Here is a 22,925-nt window from a genome sequence, read left to right as displayed (position 1 = left end):
GTCGGCGCAGGCAGACACCGGACAGGCGACCGACGTCAGTCCCGGGTGCGTCGCTCGGCGGCGTCGAAGGCGGGCGCGAGCGGGGCCAGGGCGGCACGGAGCCGGCCGGACAGCGGGCCGGAGGGTACGACCAGCCCTCCGGCACCCGGACTCCCGGCACCCTCTCCGCCCCCGGCCGGCCGCAGCCAGCCCTCCAGGGCGATGCGCACCGCCGCGGCGACGCTTGCCGCGAGAACGCGGGGAGTCGTCTGCGCTCCCGCGTCGTCCAGCCGTTCGGCGATCACCGCCGACAGAGGGGCCTCGATGCCGGCGGTGCTGCCGAGGAAGGCGTCGCGCAGCGCGGCCCGGGTGGTGATCAGCAGGAGGACTCCGCGTTCGCGCTCACCCTCGTTCGCGTACTGCTCGACCACCGCCTCGGTGACGGCGTCGGCCAGGCGCACGCCGGCCGGCCGGGCCGCCACCGCCGCCGCGATCCGCGCCTCCCGGTCCGCGGTCACCGCGGAGACGATCGCCTGCTCACGGCTGGCGAAGTAGTTGTTGTAGGTGCGCGGCGAGACCCCGGCCGCCTCGGCGATGTCCTCGACCCGCACCTGGTCCGGTCCACGCTCCACGGCCAGCCGCAGGGCCGCCTCGCGCAGCGCCTCGCGCGTGGCCTGCTTCTTCCGCTCCCGCAGCCCCGGTGGTGGTGTCGTCACGGCCTGAGCCTGCCACACGGAACTGCGCGCACGCAAACTTGCGTGCACGCACTTTTCCTGTCAGCCTCGACCCGCCCGAGACCGACAGAGAGGACGTCACCGTGCGAGCAAGAGGAATGACCTACGACACCGGACTCGTCGCAGACGGCCGGCTGTCCCGCGAGCACTTCGACCCCGCCGTGGTCCGGCGCGAGCTCGCCATCATCCGCGACGACCTGCACTGCAACGCGGTCCAGATCATCGGCGGCGACCCGGACCGGCTCGCGGTGGCCGCCGGCGCCGCCGCCGAACTCGGCCTGGAGATCTGGTTCTCGCCGTATCCGCTGGAACTGCGCCCGGAGCAGATCCTCACGCTCTTCCGCGACTGCGCCGTGCGAGCGGAACGGCTCCGGCAGCAGGGCGCCTCGGTCGTGTTCGTCACCGGGGTCGAGCTGAGCGTGATGAACCACGGGTTCCTGCCCGGGGAAAGCCCCGAGGAACGGGTCGGGCACCTGATGAGCCGACCCGAGCACCGGGCCGAAGCCATGCGCGCACTCGGCGTGCGCGTCAACGCGTTCCTCCGCGACGCCGTGACCACGGTCCGCGAGCACTTCCAGGGCCGGCTCACCTACGCGGCCATCCAGTTCGAACAGGTCGACTGGACCCCCTTCGACGTGGTGACGTACGAACTGCTCCGCTCCGCCGAGGTCGCCGACCGGTTCCGGGAGGCGGTGCGCACCCTGGCGCAGGGCCCGAAGCCGCTCGCCGTCACCGGGTTCGGCACCGCGGCCTACCGCGGCGCGGGAGACCGCGGCGGGCGGGTGCTGGAAGTGGTCGAGCACGATCCGCGGACCAAGGCCCCCGTGCGGCTGAAGGGCGTGTACGAGCGCGACGAGGCGGGCCAGGCCGCGTATCTGAGCGAGCTGTTGGAGATCTTCGAGAGCGAAGGCGTGGACAGCGCGTTCGTGTTCCTGTTCGCCCTGGCCGGCTACCCGCACCGCCCCAACGGCGACCCCAGACAGGACCTGGACCGAGCCGGCCTGGGCATCGTCAAACTCCTCGAAGGACACCGGGGACGGACCTACCCGGACATGGAGTGGGAGCCCAAGGCCGCCTTCGCGGCCGTGGCGGAGCGGTACCGGCCGTAACGGTCACCACGGGGCGGCCTCCCCCTTCCGGCCGGGATGCCCTCAGACGACGTCGAACTCGTTGCCCTCGGGGTCCTGCATGGCGGCGGCGTAGAACCCCGTCTCCGGATCGTCTCTGATCCGCAGCACGGTGGCACCGGCCTCGACCAACTGGTCCACCGCGGCCCCGACCCGTCGCGCGCGGACGTCGAGCGGGACGTCACGGCCGCCGCCGACCTTCAGGTCGAAGTGCCACCGGTTCTTGGCGGACTTGGGCTCCGGAACCTGCTGGAACCACACGCGCGGTCCGTGCCCGGCCGGATCGACGATCGACTCCGGAACATCGCCGGCCCCGGCCGGAAGCTCGTCCGCGGGCACTCCCATCGCCTCCCAGTAGGCGCGCCATGTGGTGTGCCCGTCCGGCGCGGGCTCGGGCACGTAGCCCAGGGCCCGTGACCAGAAGGCCACCATTGTCTGCGGATCGGAACAGTCGATCGTCAGCTGCACTGTCATCTCCATGCCCGCAGCCTCGCAGACAGGTCTGACATCCGGTCCGCTCCACGACAGGCCCGACGACGCCCAGGATCTCGGCGCGCAGCGCCCTCAGCACCGAGACGGAGCCGACCGCGGTTCCGGCGAGGATCGCGCGGTGCCGGCGGATCACCGGACGCCGGTCATTCCGCCGCCTCCCCCGGCTGCTGCCCGGCGTTGCCGGAGCGCAGCGTCACCAGGGCGTCCGCCTGGGAGAGTCCGCTCTCCTCGACCACGCCGCGCACGCTCTGGGCCTCGCGCACCAGCGCGAAGGCCACCCGGCCGCCGGGACCCGTCCGATAGCCGTACACGGCGGGCCGCGGCAGGGAGTTGTACGAGAAGTGCGACGAGAAGTAGTACGCCCCGGTGTCGTACAGCGCCACCACGTCACCCGGCTCGACGGCCGGCAACTCCCGCCCGGTCGCCGTCAGATCGCCCGCGAAGCAGCACGGGCCCGCGATGTCGACGACCTCGGTCGGGCCCCCCTTGGGCCGGCCCGCGGCGTCGAACACCCCGACGCGCAGGGGCCAGGCGTCCGGCATGAAGACCGTGCGGGTGGCCACTTGGGCCCCCGCGTGCGTGACCGCGATCCGGCGGCCGCCGGCCGACTTGGTGTACTCGACGACCGAGCCGATGGTGCCGCTCTTGGCGAGCAGGGAACGGCCGAATTCGGTGATCAGGGCGTAGCGGCCGTCGAAGAGGCCGGGCACGGCGGCGCGCAGCGCGGCGACGTGGTCCGCGTACGTGGGGCGGTCGTCCTCGCTGTCGAAGTTGACGGGCAGGCCGCCGCCGATGTCGAGTCCGGTGATCTGGGCGCGGCCCAGTTCCCCGTTGATCCGCTCGGCCAGTTCGTACGCCGCCCGTACCCCCTCGGCGATGAGCGGCAGCGGGCAGCCCTGGGAGCCGACGTGGGCGTGCAGCCGGTTGAGCCAGGGCCGGTGGGCGAAGGCCTCGATCACCGCGTCGACGGCTCCCTCGTCGCGCAGCGCGACGCCGAACTTGGAGGTGGCGGTCGCCGTGCTCATCGCACCGATCGCGCCGGATCCGACCTGTGGGTTCACCCGCAGTCCGATGGGCCCGGCGGGCTCGCGGCCGGCCAGCAGGCCGTCGACGCGGGTCATCTCCTGGAAGTTGTCCAGGTTGATCGCGATTCCGTGGGCCAGGGCGAACTCGAGCTCCTCGACCGTCTTGGCGGGGCTGTCGAAGACCAGCCGGTCGTAGGTGAACCCGGCTGCCAGGGCCTGCTCCAGCTCCCCGGGCGAGGCCACTTCGCACCCCATGCCGGCCTCCGCGAGCAGCCGCAGGACCGGCACCAGCCCGCACGCCTTCGCCGCGAACGTGTGCTGCACGGCGGCCGGCCCCTCGAACGCCTCGTTCAGCGCCTCGACGGCGGCGAGCACGCCGTCCACGTCGAGGAGACCGACCAGGGGCGCTCGCGGGCCCAGCAGGCCGTCCTCGACGGCCCGTGCGAGCGCGGCCTCACGGGCCCTGCCGCGCTGGTGGGGGGAAGCGGAAGTCACTGTCAACACACTCCAGACGCATCGGTGGTGCGCGGCGCTCTACGGCCGGCCGGCCGTTTCGCCCGCCCAGCTTCGTTCCGCGAAGCCCGTCGTGTCTTCGTCCCGCTCGACCACGGTACGGTCGGTGTCCTGTCCGCCGCGACAGCTCGACGATCAAGGTCTCTTCGGTGTGCCCGCGACGCCCCGGGGCCGGGGCCGTCACCCCGTGCGCCGTGCCAGCCGCAGTCCGATGTCCGCCAGGAGCCGCAGGGTGGGGTCCGCCAGGTCGACGCCGAACAGTTCCCGAGCCCGCCGCAGCCGGTACCGCAGGGTGTTCGGATGCACGTTCAGGCGCCCCGCGGCCGTGGCCGTGTCACCGAAGGCGTCGATGTAGGCGGCGGCCGACGCGCCGTACTCCGAGCCGTGGGCCCGGTCGTGCTCCACCATCGCGTGCACGGGCCCCGACAGGCTCTCCCACAACGGCGCGATCCGGTCGAGCACCCGCAGCGCGGACACCTCGGGAACCAGTTCGCCGAACGTCGCCGCCGCGGACTCCAGGTCCGCGGCCGGCCGTCGCGCGGCCCGCTCCGCCAGCACCCGCACCACCAGCTCCGCGGCCTCGCGCGACGCCGGCAGCGCGGAGAGGTCCGCCGTCACCGGGCCGACGCCCGCGAACACCACGCCGCGGGGCACCGAGCGAGCGGCCGCCAGCAGGTCACGCGCCGGGTCCGTCTCGCCCTCGCCCGCCGGAAGCAGCACATACAGCCGTCGCCCCGACCGCGCCGTCACACTGCCCGGCCGGTACGCCGCGGCCTGGAGCGCGAGCACGTCCAGTACCCGCTGCTCGGCGGCGATCCCCGCTGCCGGAGCGGGTTCGCCCCGCAGGTCCCGGCTGTCGTACGCCTCCGCGACCATCACGGTGTACGGCCGCCCGGGCGCGACCCCGGCCTCGTGCGCGACGCGTGCCGCCTGCCCGCTCCCGTCGAGCAGGGCGTGCACCGAGCTCTCCCGTGCCCTGGCCGCGGCCCGGCCCCAGGTCTGGTGGTGGGACAGATGCGGCACGGCGGCCCGCGCCGCGGTGTGCAGCGCGGCCGCCGCGTCCTCGGCCAGCGGCCGGCCGTCGGCGGCCGCCCAGAGCGACCCGAGGACCTCCGGTCCATGGCGTACCGCGACGGCCAGCCGCTCCGCGTACCGGTCGTCGGCGGGCAGACGCACGACGCCGTCGGTGCTCCACAGGGTCTGGAAGAAGCCGCTCTCCCGCAGTTCGTCCACCCGCCAGCGGGGGACCTCCTGCCCGAGGATCGTCAGCCTGCGCATCGGATCGGGCTCATGGTCCATCCGCGAGTAGGCGAGCACCCGTGACTGGGGATCCTCGATCGTGATCGCGCCGCCGACCAGGGCCGCCACCGTGTTGGCGAGCCCCGGCAGGTCGCCGAGCCGCAGGCCCTCCACCCCGCTCGTGCCGGTGGGGGCGCTGTGCGCCAGCGCGGTGCGCAACTGCCCCAGCACCTCCGTCCACCCCTGCCCCGGCCGACGGGTGAGCAGCGCCGTACGCCCCGAAGCGGCCGCCTCCAGCAGCGCGGCCCCGGGCCCGCGAGCACCCCGCCGCAGCACCACGGCCGCGGCTCCGGCCCGGTCGGCACCGCGCAGCACGTCGATCGCCTCCGGCGAGGCGGCGTCCACACCGACCGCGAGCAGGATCAGTCCGGACGCCGCCCAGCTGCCGTCGTCCCGCTCCTCCCCCGGGTCGTGCAGCACCACGTCGGCCACCGGCACCCGGGAGCCGCGCGGCGCGGCGACGACGTCCAGCATCCCGGGGGCGACCAGAGCGAGAATCTGCTCCAGCGACGGCCCGCTGTCGGACCGGTTCGGTTCCTGTGTTGCCATACGTCCATCATGGTCGGCCACCGCGACGGCCTCGCGGGCGGCGCCGGAACCGGAAGTGCCTGCGCCCACGTCCCGGGCGAAGACGACCGCCGTCATTCGGCCCGGCTGTCGTCCTCCTGCACCCGGCCCGACTCCGAGGCCCCGGTGAGACGGCTGGCGAGGTGGTACTCCACGGTCACCTCGCGGTAGTCCTGCCCGGGGGCCACCCGCAGGGGGAGGTTGGTCCGCGCGGTACGGGACACCGACTCGCGCGTCCCTGTGCCGGGGAAGGAGACCCGGGTCCGTGGCGCCCGCGCGAAGTGCAGCCGGTCGCCGCTGACGACCGCGTCGAAGGAGACGGCGGGGCCGGGACCCGCCGGGTGCCCGGCGGTGGCCTCGGCGGCCGGGCCCGACGGCGTGACCGTTCACGGCGGCTCCCCGCGCTTCCTGACACCCCGGCGTCCGACGGACCGCGTGGCCGCGGACGCGTCGTCGCGGGTGCGGGGGCGCCCGGCGGACCGCTCGCTTCCGGTGTCGTGGCCGGACCGTGCGGCCGGCCGGCGTGCCGTCACGGCGTCGGCGCCGTCCGCGCCGCGCGCGACCGCTCCGGCGGCCTCACCGGCGCTGCCGCCGATGTCCTCGGCCGCGGACCCGGCGCCCTCCGCGACATCCCGGACGGCTGACCCGGCGCCCCCGCCCACGTCGTGCACGGCCGACCCGACGCCGCGGGCCAGGTCCTCGAGGATCTGCGGATTGCGGTCGAGCGTGGTGAGGACCCGGTTGATGATCAGCGCGACGTTGTCCAGGCGGACCTTGAGCTGGGCCTGTGCCTCGACTCCCGAGATGCCGAGGTGGACCTGGTCGAGCGCGACGTCGGCGCCCACGTTCAGTTTGAGCAGGTCGAGCACCTCGGCCCGGAGGGACACCCGGGCCCGCAGGTTCTCCACGTCGAGGTTGAGCTCGTCGACCTTGAGCTGCGGGACGTCCAGGAAGACGTCGGGGCCGCGCTCCTCCGAGGGCGGCCCCGCGTCGTACGCCTCGTCGTACACCTCGTCGTCGTACGGCTCCGGCTCCTCCGCGGCGTCCGTCGTGTGGTCGCCGCCGTTCTCGGCGTGCTGCTGCATCGCTGCGCCTCCGCGAACTCGCCGTTTAGAGGTTTCACCCCATTTGCACCAGTATGGCGCGTCTGAGGCCGGCGGGACCGGGATCGGGCCGAACGGGTGGCCGGACCGCGGGCGGGCGGGGGCGCGGCACCTCAGCAGTGCCGCGCCCCCGCACGGGCGTCAGGCGTCGGTGACCGTCGTGGTCACCGGTGTGCCGACCTCGACGGTCCTGCTCACGGTGCAGAGCCGGTCGTGGGAGGCCTTGACCGCGCGGGGCAGGATCGCGCGGGCCCGCTCCGCTCCCTCGTCGTCCGGGAAGGTCACCGTGAACGCGACCTCGAGGTTGGTCAAGCGGTTGCCCAGGTCGTCGCTGACCTTGTCTCCCCTGACCGCCACGGTGAACCGGGTGGGTTCCGCGTGACGGCCGGTGGCGGCATCGACGTCCACGGCGGTGCAGCCGCCGATCGCGGCCAGGAACAGCTCGACGGGGGTGAACCCGGTGTCCGGGCCGCTGTCCGGGGGCGTACCGAATGCGATCGATCCGCCGCGGGTGTTGGTCGCCACGAACTGGCCGCTGCTGGTGCGTTCGACGACGACGGAACGCTCCGATTGTTCGCTCATGCCGTTCACACTAGTCACCCCGACGCACCGTCGCGCAGCAGGGCGAGCTGGTGCGCGACGGCCGCGGTGAGCCGCTCCTCGTCGTCCGTGGCGAGCAGGTCGAGCAGCGCGCCGCGCAGCACCGCCAGGGCCAGGGTGCGGCGAACGGCACCGGCCTCGGTGTCCCGTTCGGACGGCTCCTGGAACCCGGCCAGGACGTCGAGCCAGTCGTCCACCGTCGCGCGGGCGAATCCGGCCCAGGCGCCGTCGGGGTGGGTGAGTGAGCGCGCGTAGGCCTCGGCCCACAACCGCAGCAGCGGCCGGTGCTCCTTCGCGGCGAGCCACGTCCAGACCCGCTCGACGGCCGGCGCCAGTCCCGCGGGACGATCGGGCCGCCCGACCCGGTCCAGGAGCGCCAGCTCGTCGGCGCGTGCCCGGGCGAGCAGCGCGCGCAGCAGGCCGTCCTTGCTCTCGAAGAGGAAAAGCAGGACCCGCGGGCTGGAGCCGACGGCCTCGGCGAGCGGGCGCAGCGACAGGTCGGCCAGTCCGTGGGTGAGGGCGTACCGGTAGGCGGCCTCCAGCAGTTCGTTCCGCCGGGCCGAGGGGGTTGGCGCTTCCTGGGGCATGGGGCTAGCCTAACTGAAACGACTGTTTCAGTGATGTCGGTGGGACGACCACGGGGCCGGGAGAGCGCCACATGCCGCAGCAGGATCAGGGGAAGGCCGTCGTACGCCGCGCCGACCGGCCCGGCGACCTCGGATGGGTGGTGATGGCCCACGGCGAGACCTACGACGCGCAGTTCGGCTGGAATACCGACTTCGAGGCACTGGTCGCCAAGATCGTCGCCGACTACGCCACCCGGCACGATCCGGCCCGCGAGGCGGGCTGGATCGCCGAGGTCGACGGCCGCCGCGTGGGCTGCGTCTTCCTCGTCGCGGGCGACCGGCCGGAGACGGCCAGGCTGCGGATCCTGCTCGTCACCCCGGAAGGCAGGGGCCTCGGCCTCGGAACGCGGCTGGTCGGGGAGTGCCTCTCCTTCGCCCGCGCGGCGGGCTACGAACGGGTGACGCTGTGGACCAACGACGTGCTCGTGGCGGCGCGGCGGATCTACCAGGGCTTCGGCTTCACCCTCGCCGACGAGGAGCGCCACCACAGCTACGGCCAGGACCTCGTCGGCCAGAACTGGACCCTCGACCTGCGCCCCGACGGCGTGGCTCGGATCAGTTGCCGACGTCCTCGTTGAAGTCGTCGGCGCAGGCGTCCCGCTCGCTCCGGGTGTCGGCGTGCCGCACGCAGTCGTCGAAGTCCTTGAACTCGTCCGAGTTCAGGATCGATGCGCCGATCGCGATGATCACTACGGAACCGATGACCCCGAGTGCGCCCAGTACGGCCGCGACGACGGACATCGTGCGGCGCGGCGCGCGGCCGCCGCGGGCTCGGCGCGCGCCGATGATGCCGAAGACCAGCGCGAGGATGCCGAGCACCACGCCGCCGATCACGGTCCAGAAGAGCACCACGGCCAGGATGCCGAGCACGAGCCCGGCGACGGCAAGTCCGTTGCCGCCGCGCCCGGTTCCGGCTCCGTCGGGTGTCTGCGCCGGGTCGGCGGGCGTCGCGGGATGTTCGGGGAAGGACACGTCATCACGCTCATCTCTGGGTGCGTAGCGGCGAGTTGCCGTGAACTCCGACTGCCCCGCCGAGCCTGGCGGATGCCTGCCGTGCGGCCGGGGAAGCCCGGCGCACCCGGCCGGCAATCCGGTGCCACCGCACGCCGCCGTCCGGCGGAGCAGGTGTGCGACGGCACCGCCGACCCGCGACGCCGGTGCCGTGTCGGCGCCGCGTAGGAGCGCTGTCGGCGGCTGTCGGTCGGATATCGGTGGCTCGTCGGTGGTGGCTGGCACCTTTCGAGTGGTGGCCGACCGGAACCGACCGGACGGTCCGACAGCGAAGGAGTCACCATGCACACTCCCGTCACGATCATCGGCGCCGGTCTCGGCGGACTGACGCTGGCCCGCGTCCTGCACGTCCACGCGATCGCGGTCACGGTCTACGAGGCCGACTCCTCCCCTTCGGCGCGCACACAGGGAGGGCTGCTCGACATCCACGACTACAACGGACAACTCGCGCTTGCGGAAGCCGGGTTGATGGACGAGTTCCGGGCCGTCGTGCTGGAGGGCCGCCAGGCGCTGCGGGTACTCGACAAGGACGGGACCGTCCTGCTCGACCAGCCCGACGACGGGACCGGCGGGCGTCCGGAGGTCCAGCGCGGCGACCTGCGCCAGGTCCTGCTCGACTCGCTGCCGGCGGGCACCGTGCGGTGGGGGCACAAGGTCAGCCGGGTCCGTTCCCTGGGCGACGGACGCCACGAGGTGACGTTCGCCGACGGCGGCTCCGCCGTCACCGGCCTGCTGGTCGGTGCGGACGGCGCGTGGTCGCGCGTCCGGCCACTGCTGTCCTCCGCCACACCCGAGTACATCGGCAAGTCGGTCGTCGAGACCTACCTGTTCGACTCCGGCTCACGACACCCGGCCGCGGCGAAGGCCGTGGGCAGCGGCATGCTGATCGCCCCCTCGCCGGGCAAGGAGATCTTCGCCCACCGGGAGAAGGACGACACGCTGCACGCCTACGTGGGGCTGGCGCGGCCGCGGGACTGGTTCGCCGCCGTCGACTTCTCCGATCCCGTCGCGGCCACCGCGCGGATCGCCCGCGAGTTCGAGGGCTGGGCCCCGGAACTCACCGCACTGATCACCGACACCGACGTCGCACCGGTCCTGCGCTCCCTCCACGCCCTGCCGGCCGGACACCGGTGGGACCGGGTGCCGGGGGTGACCCTGCTGGGCGACGCGGCCCACCTCTCCGCTCCCAACGGCGAGGGCGCCAACCTGGCGATGCTCGACGGAGCGGAACTGGGCAAGGCTCTCGCGGCGCACCCCGGCGACGTGGAGAGGGCGCTGACCGAGTACGAACGGGCCATGTTCCCCCGCAGCGCCGAGTGGACCACCGACGAGATGCCCGGACTCGACTCCGCCGACAACACGGCCCAGGGCCTGATCGACCTGTTCACCGAGCACGGCATGTGAGGCCGCACGGCCGCTTGATAGGCAAGTCCACACTTGCCTATAGTGGCGTGGTGGCCGACGAACTCTTCAAAGCCCTGGGCGACCGCACGCGCCGCATCATCCTCGACGAGCTCGTGCAGAAGTCCGGACAGACGCTCTTCGAGATCTGCTCGCGGCTGACCATGAAGCACCGGCTGGCCATCTCCCGCCAGGGGGTCTCGCAGCACCTCGCGGTGCTCGAGGCCGCCGGGCTCGTGGAGTCCCGGCGCGTGGGCCGCTACAAGTACCACGACCTCAACACCGCGCCACTGAGGCACATCACCGAGCGATGGCCCGCCCCCTCAGCGCCCGAACCGAAGGAGAAGTCCTCATGAGGATCCACCTGACCAGCCTCTTCGTCGACGACCAGGCCAAGGCGCTGAGGTTCTACACCGAGGTGCTGGGCTTCGTGAAGAAGCACGACGTCCCGGTGGGGGGCGAGGACCGGTGGCTGACCGTCGTCTCCGCCGAGGAGCCCGGCGGCACCGAACTCCTGCTGGAGCCGGCCGGGCACCCGGCCGTCAAGCCCTACCGCGACGCCCTCGTCGAGGACGGCATCCCCCTGGCCCAGTTCACCGTCGACGACGTCCACGCCGAGTACGAGCGCATGAGCGCCCTCGGTGTCCGCTTCACCCAGGAGCCCCTGGAGATGGGCCCCGTCACCACCGCCGTCCTCGACGACACCTGCGGCAACCTGATCCAGATCTCCACCCAGCCGCGGTGACGGCCCGCTGAACCGCGGACCGGGTCCGGTCGCCGACGCGGCCGCCCTCGCGACGGGAAGCGCGGGGCGGGTACGGACACTCAGGCCGTACGCCCCGCGCCGGCCCGGCGGGAGGAGTACGGCCGCCAGTCCGGAGCCAGCACCGCCCAGACCTGCTTGTCGTAACGCACACCCTCGTACGGCCATGCCTCGCGTCGCACGCCCTCCAGGGTCATGCCGAGCCGTTCGGCCACCGCGGCGCTGCGGTCGTTGTCCGCGCGGCAGTGCCATTCGGCCCGGTGCAGCCCCCGGGTCCGGAAGGCCCAGTCCAGCAGCAGGTCGCAGGCCCGGGTGATCAGGCCGTGGCCCTCGGCCGACGGCTCCAGCCAGCAGCCGATCTCGCAGGTGCCGAAGGCGGCGTCGAAGTCGGTGAACATCACCCCGCCGACCAGTACTTCCTCGTGCCAGATGCCGTACAGGCGGGCGCCGTCGCCGGCCTGGCGTGCGGCGTACCGCTCCAGGGTGGCCCGTGCTCCCGCCGTGCCGTCGGTGACGAAGGCGGGCCCGACCCAGGGACGAATGTGCTCACGGGCCCGGTCCAGGTGACCGGCGAACTCCTCCGCCTGCCACACCTCCAGCGGACCGAGACGAGCGGTGTCACCCAGCGACATCGAGAACATGGGGCCTCCCCGTTTACACAACGCTTGTTGTGTCAATGTACCGTGGCCGCATGCCACGCTCCAAGGGAGATCACGAGGCCCGGCGGCGGGACGTCTCCGCGGCGGTCTGGCAGGTCATGGCCACGCGCGGTTTCGCCGGCCTGACCCTGCGCGCCGTCGCCGCCGAACTCGGTGCGACCACGGGTCTGCTCACGCACTACTTCCCGACCAAGCGTGCCCTGGTCGAGTACGCCCTCGACCTGCTGGAACAGCGCACCCTCTCCCGCCCCCGCCGCGAGGCCGGCCGGGGCCTGGCCGCGCTCAGGGACGCCCTGCTGGACATCCTGCCGCTGACCTCCGAGGCCGTCGACGGCAACCGCGTCTGGGTCTCGTCCTGGGACGCCGCGCTCTCCGATCCCGGCCTGTCCGCCGACTACGCCCGCAAGTACGCCCGGGGTCGCGAGAGGCTGCGCACCCGGGTGGCGGCGGCGCAGGATCTCGGGGAACTGCCCCAGGGCGACCCCGCACAGTTCGCGGCGGGCGCGCAGTCCTTTGTCCTCGGGCTGGTGGTCCAGGCCCTCTTCGATCCGGTGACGTTCACGCCGGAGCGGCAGGTCGAGCTTCTGGACGGCTATCTGGCCGCTCTGGCGGCGGGGCACTCCGACGGGAGGTGACGCCGGCCGCGCCCGCCCCGGGGCGCCGTCACGGGGACGAACCTCCGCGGTCGTCCCCGAGTAGCCGCTCCAACCGGTCGAAACGCTCGTGCAGCGCTCGGTCCGCCTGCGTGTACACCTCCTCGGCGGCCTGCTCGGTGCGGCGCACGAAGTGCCCCCGGCGTTCTTGTTCCCGTCCGACGAACCAGGTGGCCAGCGCGGCGGTGACCAGACCGAAGGCGGTGATCCCGGCGACCATCACCACCACGGCCACGAGCCGTCCCCACAGCGTGACGGGATACAGGTCTCCGTAGCCGACGGTCGTCGCGGTCTCCACGGACCACCACAGGGCCCGCGGGTAGGTGGTCAGCTGCGCCCCGGGCGCGCCGCGCTCGGCGAGGACGGCGCAGTAGGAACCCACGAGGATCACGATCACCAGGAGGACCGTCGCGGCACACGAAGCTCTCAGGTGCAGCGAACCGCCTTGGCGTCCGAGCAGCAGTTTGACCAATCTGGTCAGGAGACCGGACAGCATGCGTGGCATGCTCCGCCACCGGCGCGGACGACGCCGCGAGTACGCGCCGGTGGGCGTCCGGCCCACCCGAACGGCCGACCCGTCCTCGACGAGTCGCCAGCGCGGCTGTGCGTCGCGCGGTGCGGACTCGGCCCGTCCGGCACCGCCTCCGGGTCACGGGGTGAAGTGGCGTCGCATGCCGCCCAGTTCCACGACGTCCAGGGCCAGCTCGGCGTACATGGCGTCGGCCCAGGAGAACCACGGGCGGGTGAACCGGTGCGGATCGTCCTTGTGGAAGGACTCGTGCATGGCTCCCGTGCCGGCGTCGGTGTCGTTCAGCGTGCGCAGCGAGCGGAGGCGCTGGGCAGGGTCGTTGCTGGTCAGGCCCGCCACAGCGAGGGCGATGGGCCAGATGTGGCCGTCCGGCGTGTGCGGACTGCCCACACCCTCGGCGGCCGTTCCGCTGTGCCAGTTCGGGTTGTCCGGGGAGAGCACGAACGCCCGGGTCGCCAGGTACAGCGGATCCGTGGGTGAGACGTCCGCGATCAGTGGCAGGGACAGCAGGCTGGGCATGTTGGCGTCGTCCGCCAGCAGTGCGTTGCCGTGTCCGTCGACTTCGTAGGCGTAGATCGGACCGTGGTCGGGGTGGTGCACCGTGCCGTGCCGGGCGACCGCCTCGCGCAGTTCGGCCGCCAGTCGCGCGGCTTCGGCGGCGAGGGCGGTCTGACGGATGTGCCGCGCCATCTCCGCCGCGCCGTCGAGGGCCGCGGCCGCGCACAGGTTCGCGGGGACGTTGTACCCGTAGACGCACGCGTCGTCGCTGGGCCTGAAGCCGCTCCAGGTCATCCCGGTGCGGGCGACGGGTGTTCCTCGCCCGCCGTGGAGCAGGGTGTCGCCCGGTGGTCCGCCCGGGCGCAGGAAGCGGTAGTCCGAGAGGCGTTCGTGGTCCTGCTCCGTACGCCACACCGAGACGACGGTGCGGGCGGTGCGGACCGCCGGGGGCAGGTGGTCGGTGCGTCCCGTCGCCTTCCAGAAGCGATGGGCCAGCAGGAGCGGGAAGGCGAGGGAGTCGACCTCGTACTTCTCCTCCCACACCCAGGGATCGTCGCAGAGGTCGTCCGGGTCGTGGGCCTTCCCGGACGGTTCGGCGTTGAAGGCGTTGGCGTACGGGTTGTGCGCGATCTGCTGGAACTGCCGCTTCAGCACGGCCAGCAGGAGGTCTTGCAGAGCAGCGTCGTCCCGCAGGAGTGCCAGGTAGGGCATCATCTGCGTGGACGAGTCGCGCAGCCACATGGCGGGGATGTCGCCGGTCACCACGAACGCGGTGCCGTCGGGCATCGGACGGATGGTGCGCGCCAAGGTGTCGTCCAGGCAGTGCACCAGCGTCTTCCCGAAGCGCGGGTCGCCGAGGGCGTCGAGGCGGCGGACCGCCTCCTGGACGACCGGATTGTTCTTGACACTCGTGGGGAACCGCATCGTCGGCCTTTCGGTCGCGGGCCGGCCGGTCGGGACGGCTCGGTTCATTCGGTGAGGCGGGGGCTGCCCGGGGCCCGGCCGGAGGAGGGGCCGGGGCGGGACACGCCGTGGCGGACGACGTGGGTCGGGATCGTGACGCGGCGCGGGGCGGGTGGTTCGGCGTCACGCTGTTCGAGCCGGTCGATCAGCAGTCGGGCGGCTTGGCGGCCGATCTCGTCCGCGTCGTAGGAGACGAGCGTCAGGGGGATGCCCAGGACGTCGGACAGGTCGAAGTCGTCGAAACCCGCGACGGGAAGGGTGGTCTCCGCCTTGTACAGGGCCCGGATCGCGCCTTGGCTGATGCGGTTGTTGGTGCAGAACAGCGCGGTGGGACGGTCGGCCCGCCCGAGCAGTTCGTTGGTCGCCCGCTCCGCCGTCGCGGAGTCGACCAGGCCCTGGCGGATGAGGTCGTTGTCGGGCTCGATGCCGGACTCCTCGTGTGCCGCCCAGAATCCGCGCAGGCGCTCGGCGCCGGTGTACAGCGCCGGTGGATTGCCGAGGAAGGCGATGCGGGTGTGCCCGTCGGCCAGGAGGCAGGCGGTGGCTTCGCGGGCCCCGTGGAAGTCCTCGACCAGCACGCAGTCGGTGTCGAGTCCGGCGGGCGGCCGTGCCGCCAGGACGACCGGGACGTGCCGCATGGCAGTGGCAAGGTGCTGCTGCCGGCTGCCCGTCGGAACGACGATCAGCCCCTCGACCTGGTGATCGATGAGGTCGTCGATGAGTTCGGGCTCGCGGGCGGCCTCCTCGGCGGAGTTGCTGAGCAGCATGCGCAATCCGTGTTCCGTGGCGACTTCCTGGACGCCGAGGGCGAGGCGTGAGTAGAACGGGTTGGCGAGATTGGTGACGACGAGACCGATCATGCCGCTGCCGCCGAGGCGCAGGCTGCGCGCGGTCTGGTTGCGCCGGTAGCCCAGCCGGTCGACCGCTGCGAAGACCCGCTCGCGGGTCGCCTCGGACACGCCGGGATCGTTCTTGAGCACTCGGGAGACGGTCATGGCGCTGACCTGCGCCAGTTTGCCGACGTCGTGCATGGTCGGCCCACCGGATCGGCGAGCGGTCATGCCCACGCCCCTTCCTCTGCTTGCCCGGACGGGCGCCCCGGTCGTCACGGGGCCCCCAGTGTGTGCCGCACCCAGTGGGCGGCTCCGATCAGGGGTGCGTCCGCGGACTGCCGAGCCGGCAGCACCGGCACGTCCGCACCACCGGCCGAAGCCAGTCCGGAGACCAGCGGGGGACGGACCACGTCCCACGACCGCGCGATGGAGCCACCGACGACCACCGCCGTGGCACCGAAACGCCGGACCCATGGGGCCAACGCCCGGCCGAGTGCGTCGAAAGCGTATCGGAGGGCTTCCGCGGCGGCGGCGTTGCCCTGCCCGGCACGCGCGGCGATCTCCCGGACGTCGGGGAGGTCGCCGCCCTCACCCGGAGCGCGGAGACGGGCGTAGTGGGCGCGGATCCCGCGGCGCGAGACCGTCTCCTCCAGGGGGCGGCCCGCCACGGTCAAGCGGTGCACGCGCCCGCCCGGCGGTACGTGGGCCCCGTCGTGGACGGGCCGTCCGGCGGACAGGAAGGCCGAGCCCACACCGGTGCCCAGGGTCAGGCAGAGCGCACGGTCGTGGCCGGCCGCCGCTCCGGCCCGGTACTCGCCGATGGCGAAGGCGTCCGCGTCGTTGAGGAAGCACAGCCGTTCGGCCCGGCCCGCCAGGCGTTGCCGCAGGCCCGCGCCGACGTCGACCCCGGTCAGCGACTCGAACTTGCCGATGCCGGTGAAACGGCCGATGCCGGTGTCGTAGTCGAAGGGGCCCGGCACGGCCACGCCCCAGTGCGGTCGGTGCCCGGCCGGCAGCTCCCGGGCGGCGTGGGCTATGGCGTCGAGGATGCCGTCGGCGGGGTCGTGGGCCCGCAGGGGTCTGCGTATCACCGAGGAGACGACGGGCCTGCCGGCCGTGGGGTCGACGAGCGCGACGGTGACGTGCGTACCGCCGATGTCGAGGACGGGGACGGGCGCGCCCCGCCGGGAGGTCGTGGTCACGGCTCGACCACCAGGGCCTTGACGATCTGTACGTCGTCCGGCCCGACGGCGCGGATGCGGTAGGAGCCGACCGCGGCCGGCACCGTGATGGTCTCCGCGAAGGCGAGGAAGTGGCTGCGTCCGCCGCGGGTCTCGATGACGGCACCCGCACCCGCGGCGACGTTGAGCAGGTGGAAACGGTCGCCCGTCTCGTTGGGAACGTCCACGTCCGGCGCCACCACCAGGCGGTGCACCGCGTAGAACATCTCAGGCAGAGCCCCGAGCACCTCTTCCCGCCACCCCTCCCCCGCGCGCAGCGTGCGCGGCTGCTGGATCAGCTCCTTGGTCACGTCGTCCCCGCGCCGACTCGTGTCCAGGTTGGCGAAGCCGTGTTCGTAGGGCAAGGGCCGCGACCGCCCGGCGGCGTCCTTGCGCAGCCAGTCGTAGAAGCGCAGGGAGTACAGGTACGGCGTCGCGCTCACCTCCAGCACCAGGTTGCCCGCGCCGGAGGCGTGCGGGGTGCCCGCGGGGATCAGGAAGAGCTGACCCACCGTGGCCGGATGGCTCTGGACGTGGTCCTCGACCGGCATCGGGGTGCCGTGGGCGATGGCGTCCTCCACCTGGCGCCGCATGGTGGCCGTGTCCGCCTCCTCGGTGAGCCCGAGCAGTACCTGCGCGCCCTCCTCGCTGGCCGTGACGTAGTACGTCTCGTGCTGGGTGTAGGGCCAGCCGAACACCTCCCGCATGTACTGCTCCCGCGGGTGCAGGTGCAGGGACAGGTTCCCGCCCTCCACGGTGTCCAGGTAGTCGAACCGGATCGGGAACGAGGTGCCGAACCTGCGGTGCACCGGCTCGCCGAGCATGTCCTCGGGGTGCCACACGCACAGCAGCTGGAAGGGGACCTCGACCTCCGCTCCCCCGCGCTCACCGACGAGGACCCCCGCCTCGGGGGCGATCAGCTCGTAGCCCAGGGCGGTGTTGCCGGCGCGCGGGGTGAAACCCAGTTCGCGCTTCGCCCATTGCCCGCCCCAGGGCGTGGAGTTGAAGTACGGGCGGGTGCGCACCGGGCCCTTGGCCAGGTGCGCGAAGGTGGCGCGCAGCACGTCGCCGGGCACGGAGGCGGGCGAGCGGGGGTCCTGCACGTCGATCCATCGCTGGACGCCGGCCGCGATCGCGTCGCGGTGCCGGTCCAGGACGGGCCAGTCGGTGTAGAACAGGCGCACCGGCTCGCCGGGCTCCCCGGGGCGCCCCAGATTCGCACCGATCGGCAGCTCCCCCGCGGCCACCGCGGCCTCGGCGTACCGCTTCGGCAGGTCCGCGTACCACAGCACGTCCGGTCCGCACAGGGAGGCGCCCGGCCCGAAGACCACCACGACCGTGTTCCCCACCGGCGGCTCGATCCGCGGTACGGCATCGAACAGGTCCGCCACCCGCGCCTCGGACAGCGGGGTGAAGAACCGGTCGTCGGCGGGAACGGGCGACGCGGCGATCCGTTCGTGGGCGGCCGGCGCGTAGTGGCGGCGGACGTCCGAGCCGGTCGCCTCGCGGCCGGCCGCACGCAGGGCCGTCACGAGGCCGTCGGCCAGCGCGGCCCAGTCCAGAGCCGCGGGCCCGTCGACCGCCAGGACGAGCGGGCCGGGCGGCAGATCGGCGACAGCGGCGGCCCAGCCGGCCACCACCTGCCCGCCGACCGGCTCGTAGCTGGGGTGAAGGTCATACGAACGAGGCGTGGGCACATCTGCTCCCTGGTCGGCTGCACAACGATGTTAACGATACCAGCCGCTGGCAGAACAGCCACAGACCCGGATCCTCAGCAGTCAGAAATCACTACACCTCTCCCACCTGGGATTTTATCGATTTCCGTCTCGAATCGACATCGCATCACGGCCGATCCCTTGCCGATCTCGGAATGGTGTCGTTAACCTTCGGGCCATATCCAGCCATCAGTTGGCCCGATTCCTTGAAGGTGATCAATGTCAGCATCGGGCAGGACCAGTCCGGCCCCGCCGCTCACCCGGCGTGGCCTGCTCGCCGGGATGGCCGTGGGCGCCGCCCTGACGGCCGGAGGCTGCGCCCGCGGGGCCAGTACGTCCGCGCAGCCGGGCACCACGAGCATCTCCAACGACAACGCCACCTGGGACGACGGCTACCGGTCCGCCGGCCGCGAGCTGAAGAAGATCACCGGTTATACGCTCAGGCCGCTGTCGAATCCGTCGGTCACGTCGTACCAGCAGGTCGTGCAGATGACCCTGCAAACCTCGAAGGCGACCGACCTCGTCAAGTGGGCCTCCGGCTACCAGCTCAAACGTCTGGCACGGGCCGGCGGGCTCACCGACCTGACCCGCGTCTGGGAGCGGTACGCGGACCGGGGGTGGCTGCGCCGGACCTCCAAGGAAGCCGTCTTCTACCGCGGCAAGGCCTACGGCATCCCGCTGTACGAGTCGTACTACGTCCTCTTCTACAGCAAGCCGGTGTTCCGGCGGCTGGGGCTGTCGGCCCCGGTCAGCTGGCCCGCGCTGCTGCACTGCGCCGAGGTCCTCAAGCGCAACGGGATCACTCCGTTCCTCGCCAGCCAGACGGGCGGCTGGCCCGCGACGGAGTGGTTCCAGGAACTCGTCAGCAAGGTCGACCCGCGCTTCTACCGTCGGCTGGTCGCCGGTGAGGCCTCGTACACCGACGACGCGGCGCGCCGGGCGATGGACATCTGGCACGACTTCATCCGCAGGGGCTGGATGACGCCGCCCGACTTCGACCAGGCCCGCGGTCCCGGCGCCCTCAAGGAAGGGACGGTGGGGATGTTCCTGCACGGCACCTGGCAGGCGGCCGGGATGTCGGCGGCGGGCCTCGAACCGGGCGCCGACTACGGTGCCTTCATCCTGCCCACGGTGCGCCCGTCCACGCCGAAGAGCGTGATCGCCGAATCGGGTGTCTTCACCGTGCCGAGCCGGGCTTCGTCGCACGAGGCGGCCATGCGGAACGTCGGCGCCTGGCTCACCCCGTCCGTGCAGCGGGTGTGGAGCGACTTCCTCCAGGACAGCTCGGCGAACCCGACCGTGCGCTCCAGCAATCCCGTGGTGGCCGCGCTGCAACGGGACATCGCTCGGGAGCGCCGGCTGGCGCTGGTCCGGTACTGGGAGTCCAGTCCGCCGAGCCTCATCCAGGGCAACACCGACGACTTGGGCGGGTTCATGGCCGGGCAGAGCTCGCCGAGCACCACGCTGCGCCGGATGCAGGAGCGTGCACAAGACGAATGGGCGGCCTGGAGGCGCGACGAAGCATGAGTACTTCCACCACGGACCGACGTGTCCCGGCCGAGGCCGCCGCGCGCGGGGAGCGCCGCGGCACCGGGCCCGCACCGCTCCCGCAGACGTGGCGCAAGCAGCGTGAGCGCCTGACGGCCGGGGGCTTCCTGGCCCCCGCCGTCCTCCTCGTCGCGCTGTTCCTGCTGGCCCCCTTCGCGTGGACGGTCTACCGGAGCTTCTTCAGCGACACCCGGACCGCACCGTTCACCTGGTTCGACAACTACACCCTCTTCGCCTCCGACCCGGCCCTGACCCGCTCCGTCCAGAACACCCTGATGTGGGTGGTGGGCACGGTCGCGCTGCCGTTCGTGCTCGGGCTCGCCATCGCCGTCATGACGAACGCCGGCCGCTTCTCCCGCCTGGCCCGGCTGAGTGTCGTCCTCCCCTACGCGCTGTCGGGCTCGGCGGTGGCGGTCGTCTGGAACTTCATGCTCACCAGCGACGGCGCCGTCAACCAGGTCCTCACCGGTCTGGGCCTCGACTCGGTCGCGCAGGGGTGGCTGCTGACCTGGCCGGGCAACACCATCGTCATGATCTTCGCCAACGCCTGGCAGGCCACCGGGGTGGCCGTGATCCTCTTCCTCGTGGGGTTGCAGTCCATACCTCCGGAGACCCTGGAGGCCGGTGCCCTGGACGGGGCGGGGAGCTGGCAGCAGTTCCGGCACATCGTCCTGCCCCAGCTCCGGCCGGTGTCGATCATCGTGATCGGCATGAGCCTGGTCAACGGCCTCAAGTCGTTCGACCTGATCTGGGTGCTCACGCAGGGCGGTCCCGGGCGCGCCACGGAGACCCTCGCGGTGTCCATGTACAACGAGACCTTCCTGGAACTGCGGCCGAGCGCGGGGGCGGCGATCGCGGTCGTCCTCACGGTGATTGTGCTGGCGGCGTCCTGGCTCTACCTGCGTCGTCAGCTCGACGTGAAAGGCGGATGACCATGTCCCTCGGTCGAGTTCTGCGCAACGGCACCATCGCGGTGCTCTCCCTGCTCTGGCTGGTCCCGACGTGGCTGCTCGTGGTCAACGCGCTGGTCCCCGCCGACAGTTACTCCGGCAGTCCGCAATGGCTGCCCCGGGACTTCGGGCTGTTCGACAACATGTCCCAGGCCTGGAGCAGGGCCAACCTCGGTCCGGCGCTCGGCAACAGCGCCCTGTACGCCGTGGTGAGTGCGGTCGCCGCCGCGGTGCTCGCCGCTCTGGCCGCCTTCGCGACGGTCGTCATGCCCGTCAGGCGGCGGGTGCTGTGGTTCTGGGTGATCTACGCCGGCACGCTGCTGCCCCTTCAGGTCTTCATCCGTCCGCTGTTCCTCTCGTACGCCCAGACGTCGCTGTACGACACCCAGATCGGCCTCGTCCTGATCTACACGGCCATCGCCGTCCCCTTCGCGTTCTTCGTGATGCGCAACTACTCGCTCACCCTGCCGCGCGAGGTGATCGAGGCCGCTCGGATGGACGGCGCGTCCTGGTGGCGGGTGTTCTGGCAGATCCACATGCCGCTGACCCGGTCGGCCATGATCGCCGTGTTCGTGTTCCAGTTCGTGGCCGTCTGGAACGACCTGATGTTCGGCATCACCCTCGTCACGAGCCGCAACATCCGGCCCGTCATGGCCGCGCTCGCCGATCTCCAGGGCAACTACTCCAACGTCGGGCCGCCCGTGGTGCTGGCCGGGGCACTTCTGGTGTCGCTGCCGACGCTGGTCCTGTTCTTCTCCGCTCAACGCTTCTTCATCAGCAGCCTCAGAATGCACCGCTGATCTCCCGCACGCTCCCTCCTCACCCCCGCGAAGGGAAACCCATGCTGCGACCGCTGCTCCGCCGTGCCACCGTGACCGCTGTCTGCGCCGGGCTGCTGTGGGCCGCCGCCCCGGCCCAGGCGCAGACCTCCCACGCCCGTCACCGCCCCGTCTCCTCCGGGGAATGGGCCGACCGCGCCGTCGACGCCTACCGAGCCTTGCAGGACCACCTGTACGAGGGGGCCGACCAGCACGGTCTGTACCTGGAGCACACGCCCCGGCAGGACGGCGACCGGGAACACTCCTACCTGTGGCCCTTCCGCGAGGCCGCCGCGGCCGCCGTCGACATGCAGCAACTCCCCGCCACCGGCGGCGCCTACCGGCGCGACGCCGCCGAGCGGTTCGCCACGGCCGAGCTGTACTTCGCCTCCGGTGAACGCCCGGGCTACGCGTCCTACCTGCCCGCCCCTCTGGGCCCCGGCGGCGACGTGTACTACGACGACAACGCCGTGGTCGCCCTGAGCCAGCTCGACCAGTACGAGGCCACCGGGGACCGGAAGCTGCTGCTGCGCGCCGAGCACGTCGTACCGGTCGTGTCCCGGGCCTGGGACGGCGACACCGCGAAGGCCTGCCCCGGCGGCATGGACTGGTACGACGCGCCCGGCAACACCATCCGGGCCACCAACGTGACCGCGCTGTCGGCGCAGCTGGCCGCGCGGCTCTACGAGCACACCGGCAACCGCGCCTACCTCGACAAGGCCGAGAAGTGGTACGGCTGGGTGTACGCGTGCATGCGCAGGTCGCCCGGTCTGTACGCCAACGACCGCGGCGACGACGGCAGCACCAACGAGACCCTGTGGACCTACAACTCGGGCTCGATGATCGGGACCGCCACCGCTCTGTACCGCTCCACCGGAGACCCCGCGTACTTGCGCAAGGCCGTCGAGGACGCCCGGGGCTCGCTGGCGTACTGGACCGAGGGCAGCCGCCTGCACGATCAGCCGGCCGTGTTCAACGCCTTCTACTTCAAGGACCTGCTCGCACTGGACGAGGTCCGCCCCGACTCCGCGTACCTGCGTGCCATGCGCGACTACGCGGACAGCACGTACGCGAGCAACCGGGACGCCGGCACCGGGCTCTTCCGCTTCGAGCCGTCCGGCGGCGGCGACTACGACCCCGCGGCGCCGGCCGCGACCCTCGGGCAGTCGGCCATGGTCCAGATCTTCGCCACACTCGCCGAGGCCACCCGGCACGGCCGGCAGCCCTCCTGACCGGGCAGACCGCGCCTTCGCCCGCCGGGCATCGCCGCACCGCCGCACCGCCGCTCCCTCCGACACT

At 72.4% G+C, this 22,925-nt stretch carries 25 protein-coding genes; 10 read left to right on the top strand and 15 right to left on the bottom strand.

Annotated features, from left to right (window positions below; translation table 11 throughout):
* Positions 1-35: 35 nt before the first annotated feature.
* The gene (locus tag B9W62_RS38515; RefSeq protein WP_087812307.1) at positions 36-695 is read right to left on the bottom strand and encodes a TetR/AcrR family transcriptional regulator; all 660 of its coding nucleotides are present in this window, start codon (positions 693-695) and stop codon (positions 36-38) included.
* Positions 696-811: 116 nt separating this feature from the next.
* On the opposite strand from B9W62_RS38515, the gene B9W62_RS38510 reads away from it, so the two are divergent.
* Positions 812-1,822, top strand: coding sequence for a hypothetical protein (locus B9W62_RS38510; protein WP_087811527.1), 1,011 nt, complete (start codon positions 812-814; stop codon positions 1,820-1,822).
* A 42-nt stretch (positions 1,823-1,864) separates the two neighbouring features.
* Here the strand turns inward: B9W62_RS38510 and B9W62_RS38505 are convergent, their stop codons facing one another.
* From B9W62_RS38505 to B9W62_RS38475, 7 genes are all read right to left on the bottom strand, one after another.
* A complete protein-coding gene (locus B9W62_RS38505) occupies positions 1,865-2,320 on the bottom strand; it encodes a VOC family protein (protein ID WP_087811526.1) in 456 nt (151 codons plus the stop codon).
* A 155-nt stretch (positions 2,321-2,475) separates the two neighbouring features.
* A complete protein-coding gene (locus B9W62_RS38500) occupies positions 2,476-3,852 on the bottom strand; it encodes a type III PLP-dependent enzyme domain-containing protein (protein WP_087811525.1) in 1,377 nt (458 codons plus the stop codon).
* Positions 3,853-4,050: 198 nt separating this feature from the next.
* Complete coding sequence (locus B9W62_RS38495; protein WP_087812306.1) at positions 4,051-5,718, bottom strand: PucR family transcriptional regulator; 1,668 nt, start codon at positions 5,716-5,718, stop codon at positions 4,051-4,053.
* 92 nt (positions 5,719-5,810) lie between these two features.
* On the bottom strand, positions 5,811-5,960 hold the full coding sequence (locus B9W62_RS38490) for a hypothetical protein (RefSeq protein ID WP_256976730.1): 150 nt from the start codon (positions 5,958-5,960) through the stop codon (positions 5,811-5,813).
* A gap of 162 nt (positions 5,961-6,122) precedes the next feature.
* Entirely contained in the window at positions 6,123-6,821 is a 699-nt protein-coding gene (locus B9W62_RS41060; protein WP_256976729.1) for a hypothetical protein, read from the bottom strand.
* Between the two features lie 159 nt (positions 6,822-6,980).
* Positions 6,981-7,421, bottom strand: a complete 441-nt coding sequence (locus tag B9W62_RS38480) for an OsmC family protein (protein WP_087811523.1) — start codon at positions 7,419-7,421, stop codon at positions 6,981-6,983.
* A 14-nt stretch (positions 7,422-7,435) separates the two neighbouring features.
* Entirely contained in the window at positions 7,436-8,026 is a 591-nt protein-coding gene (locus tag B9W62_RS38475; RefSeq protein ID WP_087811522.1) for a TetR family transcriptional regulator, read from the bottom strand.
* Positions 8,027-8,097: 71 nt separating this feature from the next.
* Between B9W62_RS38475 and B9W62_RS38470 the strand changes: the two genes are divergently transcribed.
* On the top strand, positions 8,098-8,643 hold the full coding sequence (locus tag B9W62_RS38470; protein ID WP_087811521.1) for a GNAT family N-acetyltransferase: 546 nt from the start codon (positions 8,098-8,100) through the stop codon (positions 8,641-8,643).
* On the opposite strand, the gene B9W62_RS38465 is transcribed toward B9W62_RS38470, so the two are convergent.
* Entirely contained in the window at positions 8,621-9,037 is a 417-nt protein-coding gene (locus B9W62_RS38465; protein ID WP_087811520.1) for a hypothetical protein, read from the bottom strand. The genes B9W62_RS38470 and B9W62_RS38465 overlap by 23 nt on opposite strands.
* A 321-nt stretch (positions 9,038-9,358) precedes the next feature.
* Here B9W62_RS38465 and B9W62_RS38460 point away from each other — a divergent pair, with 321 nt between their 5' ends.
* Genes B9W62_RS38460 through B9W62_RS38450 form a run of 3 tightly spaced genes read left to right on the top strand, consistent with a single transcriptional unit; the run spans position 9,359 to position 11,222 of the window.
* Positions 9,359-10,480, top strand: coding sequence for an FAD-dependent oxidoreductase (locus tag B9W62_RS38460; RefSeq protein WP_087811519.1), 1,122 nt, complete (start codon positions 9,359-9,361; stop codon positions 10,478-10,480).
* A 50-nt stretch (positions 10,481-10,530) separates the two neighbouring features.
* Complete coding sequence (locus B9W62_RS38455; protein ID WP_087812305.1) at positions 10,531-10,833, top strand: ArsR/SmtB family transcription factor; 303 nt, start codon at positions 10,531-10,533, stop codon at positions 10,831-10,833.
* Entirely contained in the window at positions 10,830-11,222 is a 393-nt protein-coding gene (locus tag B9W62_RS38450; RefSeq protein ID WP_087811518.1) for a VOC family protein, read from the top strand. Before B9W62_RS38455 ends, B9W62_RS38450 begins: the two co-directional genes overlap by 4 nt.
* An 80-nt stretch (positions 11,223-11,302) precedes the next feature.
* On the opposite strand, the gene B9W62_RS38445 is transcribed toward B9W62_RS38450, so the two are convergent.
* Positions 11,303-11,881 (bottom strand): GNAT family N-acetyltransferase, encoded by a 579-nt coding sequence (locus B9W62_RS38445; protein ID WP_087811517.1) that lies wholly within the window; start codon positions 11,879-11,881, stop codon positions 11,303-11,305.
* Between the two features lie 50 nt (positions 11,882-11,931).
* On the opposite strand from B9W62_RS38445, the gene B9W62_RS38440 reads away from it, so the two are divergent.
* Positions 11,932-12,534, top strand: a complete 603-nt coding sequence (locus B9W62_RS38440) for a TetR/AcrR family transcriptional regulator (RefSeq protein ID WP_179235885.1) — start codon at positions 11,932-11,934, stop codon at positions 12,532-12,534.
* A 28-nt stretch (positions 12,535-12,562) separates the two neighbouring features.
* Here the strand turns inward: B9W62_RS38440 and B9W62_RS38435 are convergent, their stop codons facing one another.
* From B9W62_RS38435 to B9W62_RS38415, 5 genes are all read right to left on the bottom strand, one after another.
* On the bottom strand, positions 12,563-13,057 hold the full coding sequence (locus B9W62_RS38435; protein WP_087811515.1) for a potassium channel family protein: 495 nt from the start codon (positions 13,055-13,057) through the stop codon (positions 12,563-12,565).
* 144 nt (positions 13,058-13,201) lie between these two features.
* Positions 13,202-14,503: a glycoside hydrolase family 125 protein gene (locus tag B9W62_RS38430; protein ID WP_087811514.1), complete on the bottom strand. Its 1,302-nt coding sequence runs from the start codon at positions 14,501-14,503 to the stop codon at positions 13,202-13,204.
* Between the two features lie 44 nt (positions 14,504-14,547).
* Positions 14,548-15,603, bottom strand: a complete 1,056-nt coding sequence (locus tag B9W62_RS38425; RefSeq protein WP_179235883.1) for a LacI family DNA-binding transcriptional regulator — start codon at positions 15,601-15,603, stop codon at positions 14,548-14,550.
* Between the two features lie 44 nt (positions 15,604-15,647).
* A complete protein-coding gene (locus B9W62_RS38420) occupies positions 15,648-16,577 on the bottom strand; it encodes an ROK family protein (protein ID WP_087811512.1) in 930 nt (309 codons plus the stop codon).
* The gene (locus tag B9W62_RS38415; protein ID WP_087811511.1) at positions 16,574-18,292 is read right to left on the bottom strand and encodes a class I mannose-6-phosphate isomerase; all 1,719 of its coding nucleotides are present in this window, start codon (positions 18,290-18,292) and stop codon (positions 16,574-16,576) included. Before B9W62_RS38415 ends, B9W62_RS38420 begins: the two co-directional genes overlap by 4 nt.
* A 237-nt stretch (positions 18,293-18,529) precedes the next feature.
* On the opposite strand from B9W62_RS38415, the gene B9W62_RS38410 reads away from it, so the two are divergent.
* Genes B9W62_RS38410 through B9W62_RS38395 form a run of 4 tightly spaced genes read left to right on the top strand, consistent with a single transcriptional unit; the run spans position 18,530 to position 22,858 of the window.
* Entirely contained in the window at positions 18,530-19,837 is a 1,308-nt protein-coding gene (locus B9W62_RS38410; protein WP_087811510.1) for an ABC transporter substrate-binding protein, read from the top strand.
* Positions 19,834-20,790: a carbohydrate ABC transporter permease gene (locus tag B9W62_RS38405; protein WP_087812304.1), complete on the top strand. Its 957-nt coding sequence runs from the start codon at positions 19,834-19,836 to the stop codon at positions 20,788-20,790. Before B9W62_RS38410 ends, B9W62_RS38405 begins: the two co-directional genes overlap by 4 nt.
* Complete coding sequence (locus B9W62_RS38400) at positions 20,787-21,608, top strand: carbohydrate ABC transporter permease (protein ID WP_087811509.1); 822 nt, start codon at positions 20,787-20,789, stop codon at positions 21,606-21,608. The genes B9W62_RS38405 and B9W62_RS38400 overlap by 4 nt, the downstream gene beginning before the upstream one ends.
* Before the next feature lie 41 nt (positions 21,609-21,649).
* Positions 21,650-22,858: a glycoside hydrolase family 76 protein gene (locus B9W62_RS38395; protein WP_087811508.1), complete on the top strand. Its 1,209-nt coding sequence runs from the start codon at positions 21,650-21,652 to the stop codon at positions 22,856-22,858.
* Positions 22,859-22,925 lie beyond the last annotated feature (67 nt).

Origin of the sequence: Streptomyces sp. CS113, from assembly GCF_002188365.1 — a bacterium.
Classification (GTDB): Bacteria; Actinomycetota; Actinomycetes; order Streptomycetales; family Streptomycetaceae; genus Streptomyces; species Streptomyces tendae.
This window is presented reverse-complemented; position numbering and strand designations above follow the sequence as displayed.

Coding starts and splice junctions, on each gene's coding strand:
- B9W62_RS38510 (WP_087811527.1), top strand. CDS start 812: ATGACCTACGACACCGGACTCGTCGCAGACGGCCGGCTGTCCCGCGAG.
- B9W62_RS38505 (WP_087811526.1), bottom strand. CDS start 2,320: ATGGAGATGACAGTGCAGCTGACGATCGACTGTTCCGATCCGCAGACA.
- B9W62_RS38495 (WP_087812306.1), bottom strand. CDS start 5,718: ATGGCAACACAGGAACCGAACCGGTCCGACAGCGGGCCGTCGCTGGAG.
- B9W62_RS41060 (WP_256976729.1), bottom strand. CDS start 6,821: ATGCAGCAGCACGCCGAGAACGGCGGCGACCACACGACGGACGCCGCG.
- B9W62_RS38480 (WP_087811523.1), bottom strand. CDS start 7,421: ATGAGCGAACAATCGGAGCGTTCCGTCGTCGTCGAACGCACCAGCAGC.
- B9W62_RS38475 (WP_087811522.1), bottom strand. CDS start 8,026: ATGCCCCAGGAAGCGCCAACCCCCTCGGCCCGGCGGAACGAACTGCTG.
- B9W62_RS38470 (WP_087811521.1), top strand. CDS start 8,098: ATGCCGCAGCAGGATCAGGGGAAGGCCGTCGTACGCCGCGCCGACCGG.
- B9W62_RS38460 (WP_087811519.1), top strand. CDS start 9,359: ATGCACACTCCCGTCACGATCATCGGCGCCGGTCTCGGCGGACTGACG.
- B9W62_RS38450 (WP_087811518.1), top strand. CDS start 10,830: ATGAGGATCCACCTGACCAGCCTCTTCGTCGACGACCAGGCCAAGGCG.
- B9W62_RS38445 (WP_087811517.1), bottom strand. CDS start 11,881: ATGTTCTCGATGTCGCTGGGTGACACCGCTCGTCTCGGTCCGCTGGAG.
- B9W62_RS38440 (WP_179235885.1), top strand. CDS start 11,932: ATGCCACGCTCCAAGGGAGATCACGAGGCCCGGCGGCGGGACGTCTCC.
- B9W62_RS38435 (WP_087811515.1), bottom strand. CDS start 13,057: ATGCCACGCATGCTGTCCGGTCTCCTGACCAGATTGGTCAAACTGCTG.
- B9W62_RS38430 (WP_087811514.1), bottom strand. CDS start 14,503: ATGCGGTTCCCCACGAGTGTCAAGAACAATCCGGTCGTCCAGGAGGCG.
- B9W62_RS38425 (WP_179235883.1), bottom strand. CDS start 15,603: ATGACCGCTCGCCGATCCGGTGGGCCGACCATGCACGACGTCGGCAAA.
- B9W62_RS38410 (WP_087811510.1), top strand. CDS start 18,530: ATGTCAGCATCGGGCAGGACCAGTCCGGCCCCGCCGCTCACCCGGCGT.
- B9W62_RS38405 (WP_087812304.1), top strand. CDS start 19,834: ATGAGTACTTCCACCACGGACCGACGTGTCCCGGCCGAGGCCGCCGCG.
- B9W62_RS38400 (WP_087811509.1), top strand. CDS start 20,787: ATGACCATGTCCCTCGGTCGAGTTCTGCGCAACGGCACCATCGCGGTG.
- B9W62_RS38395 (WP_087811508.1), top strand. CDS start 21,650: ATGCTGCGACCGCTGCTCCGCCGTGCCACCGTGACCGCTGTCTGCGCC.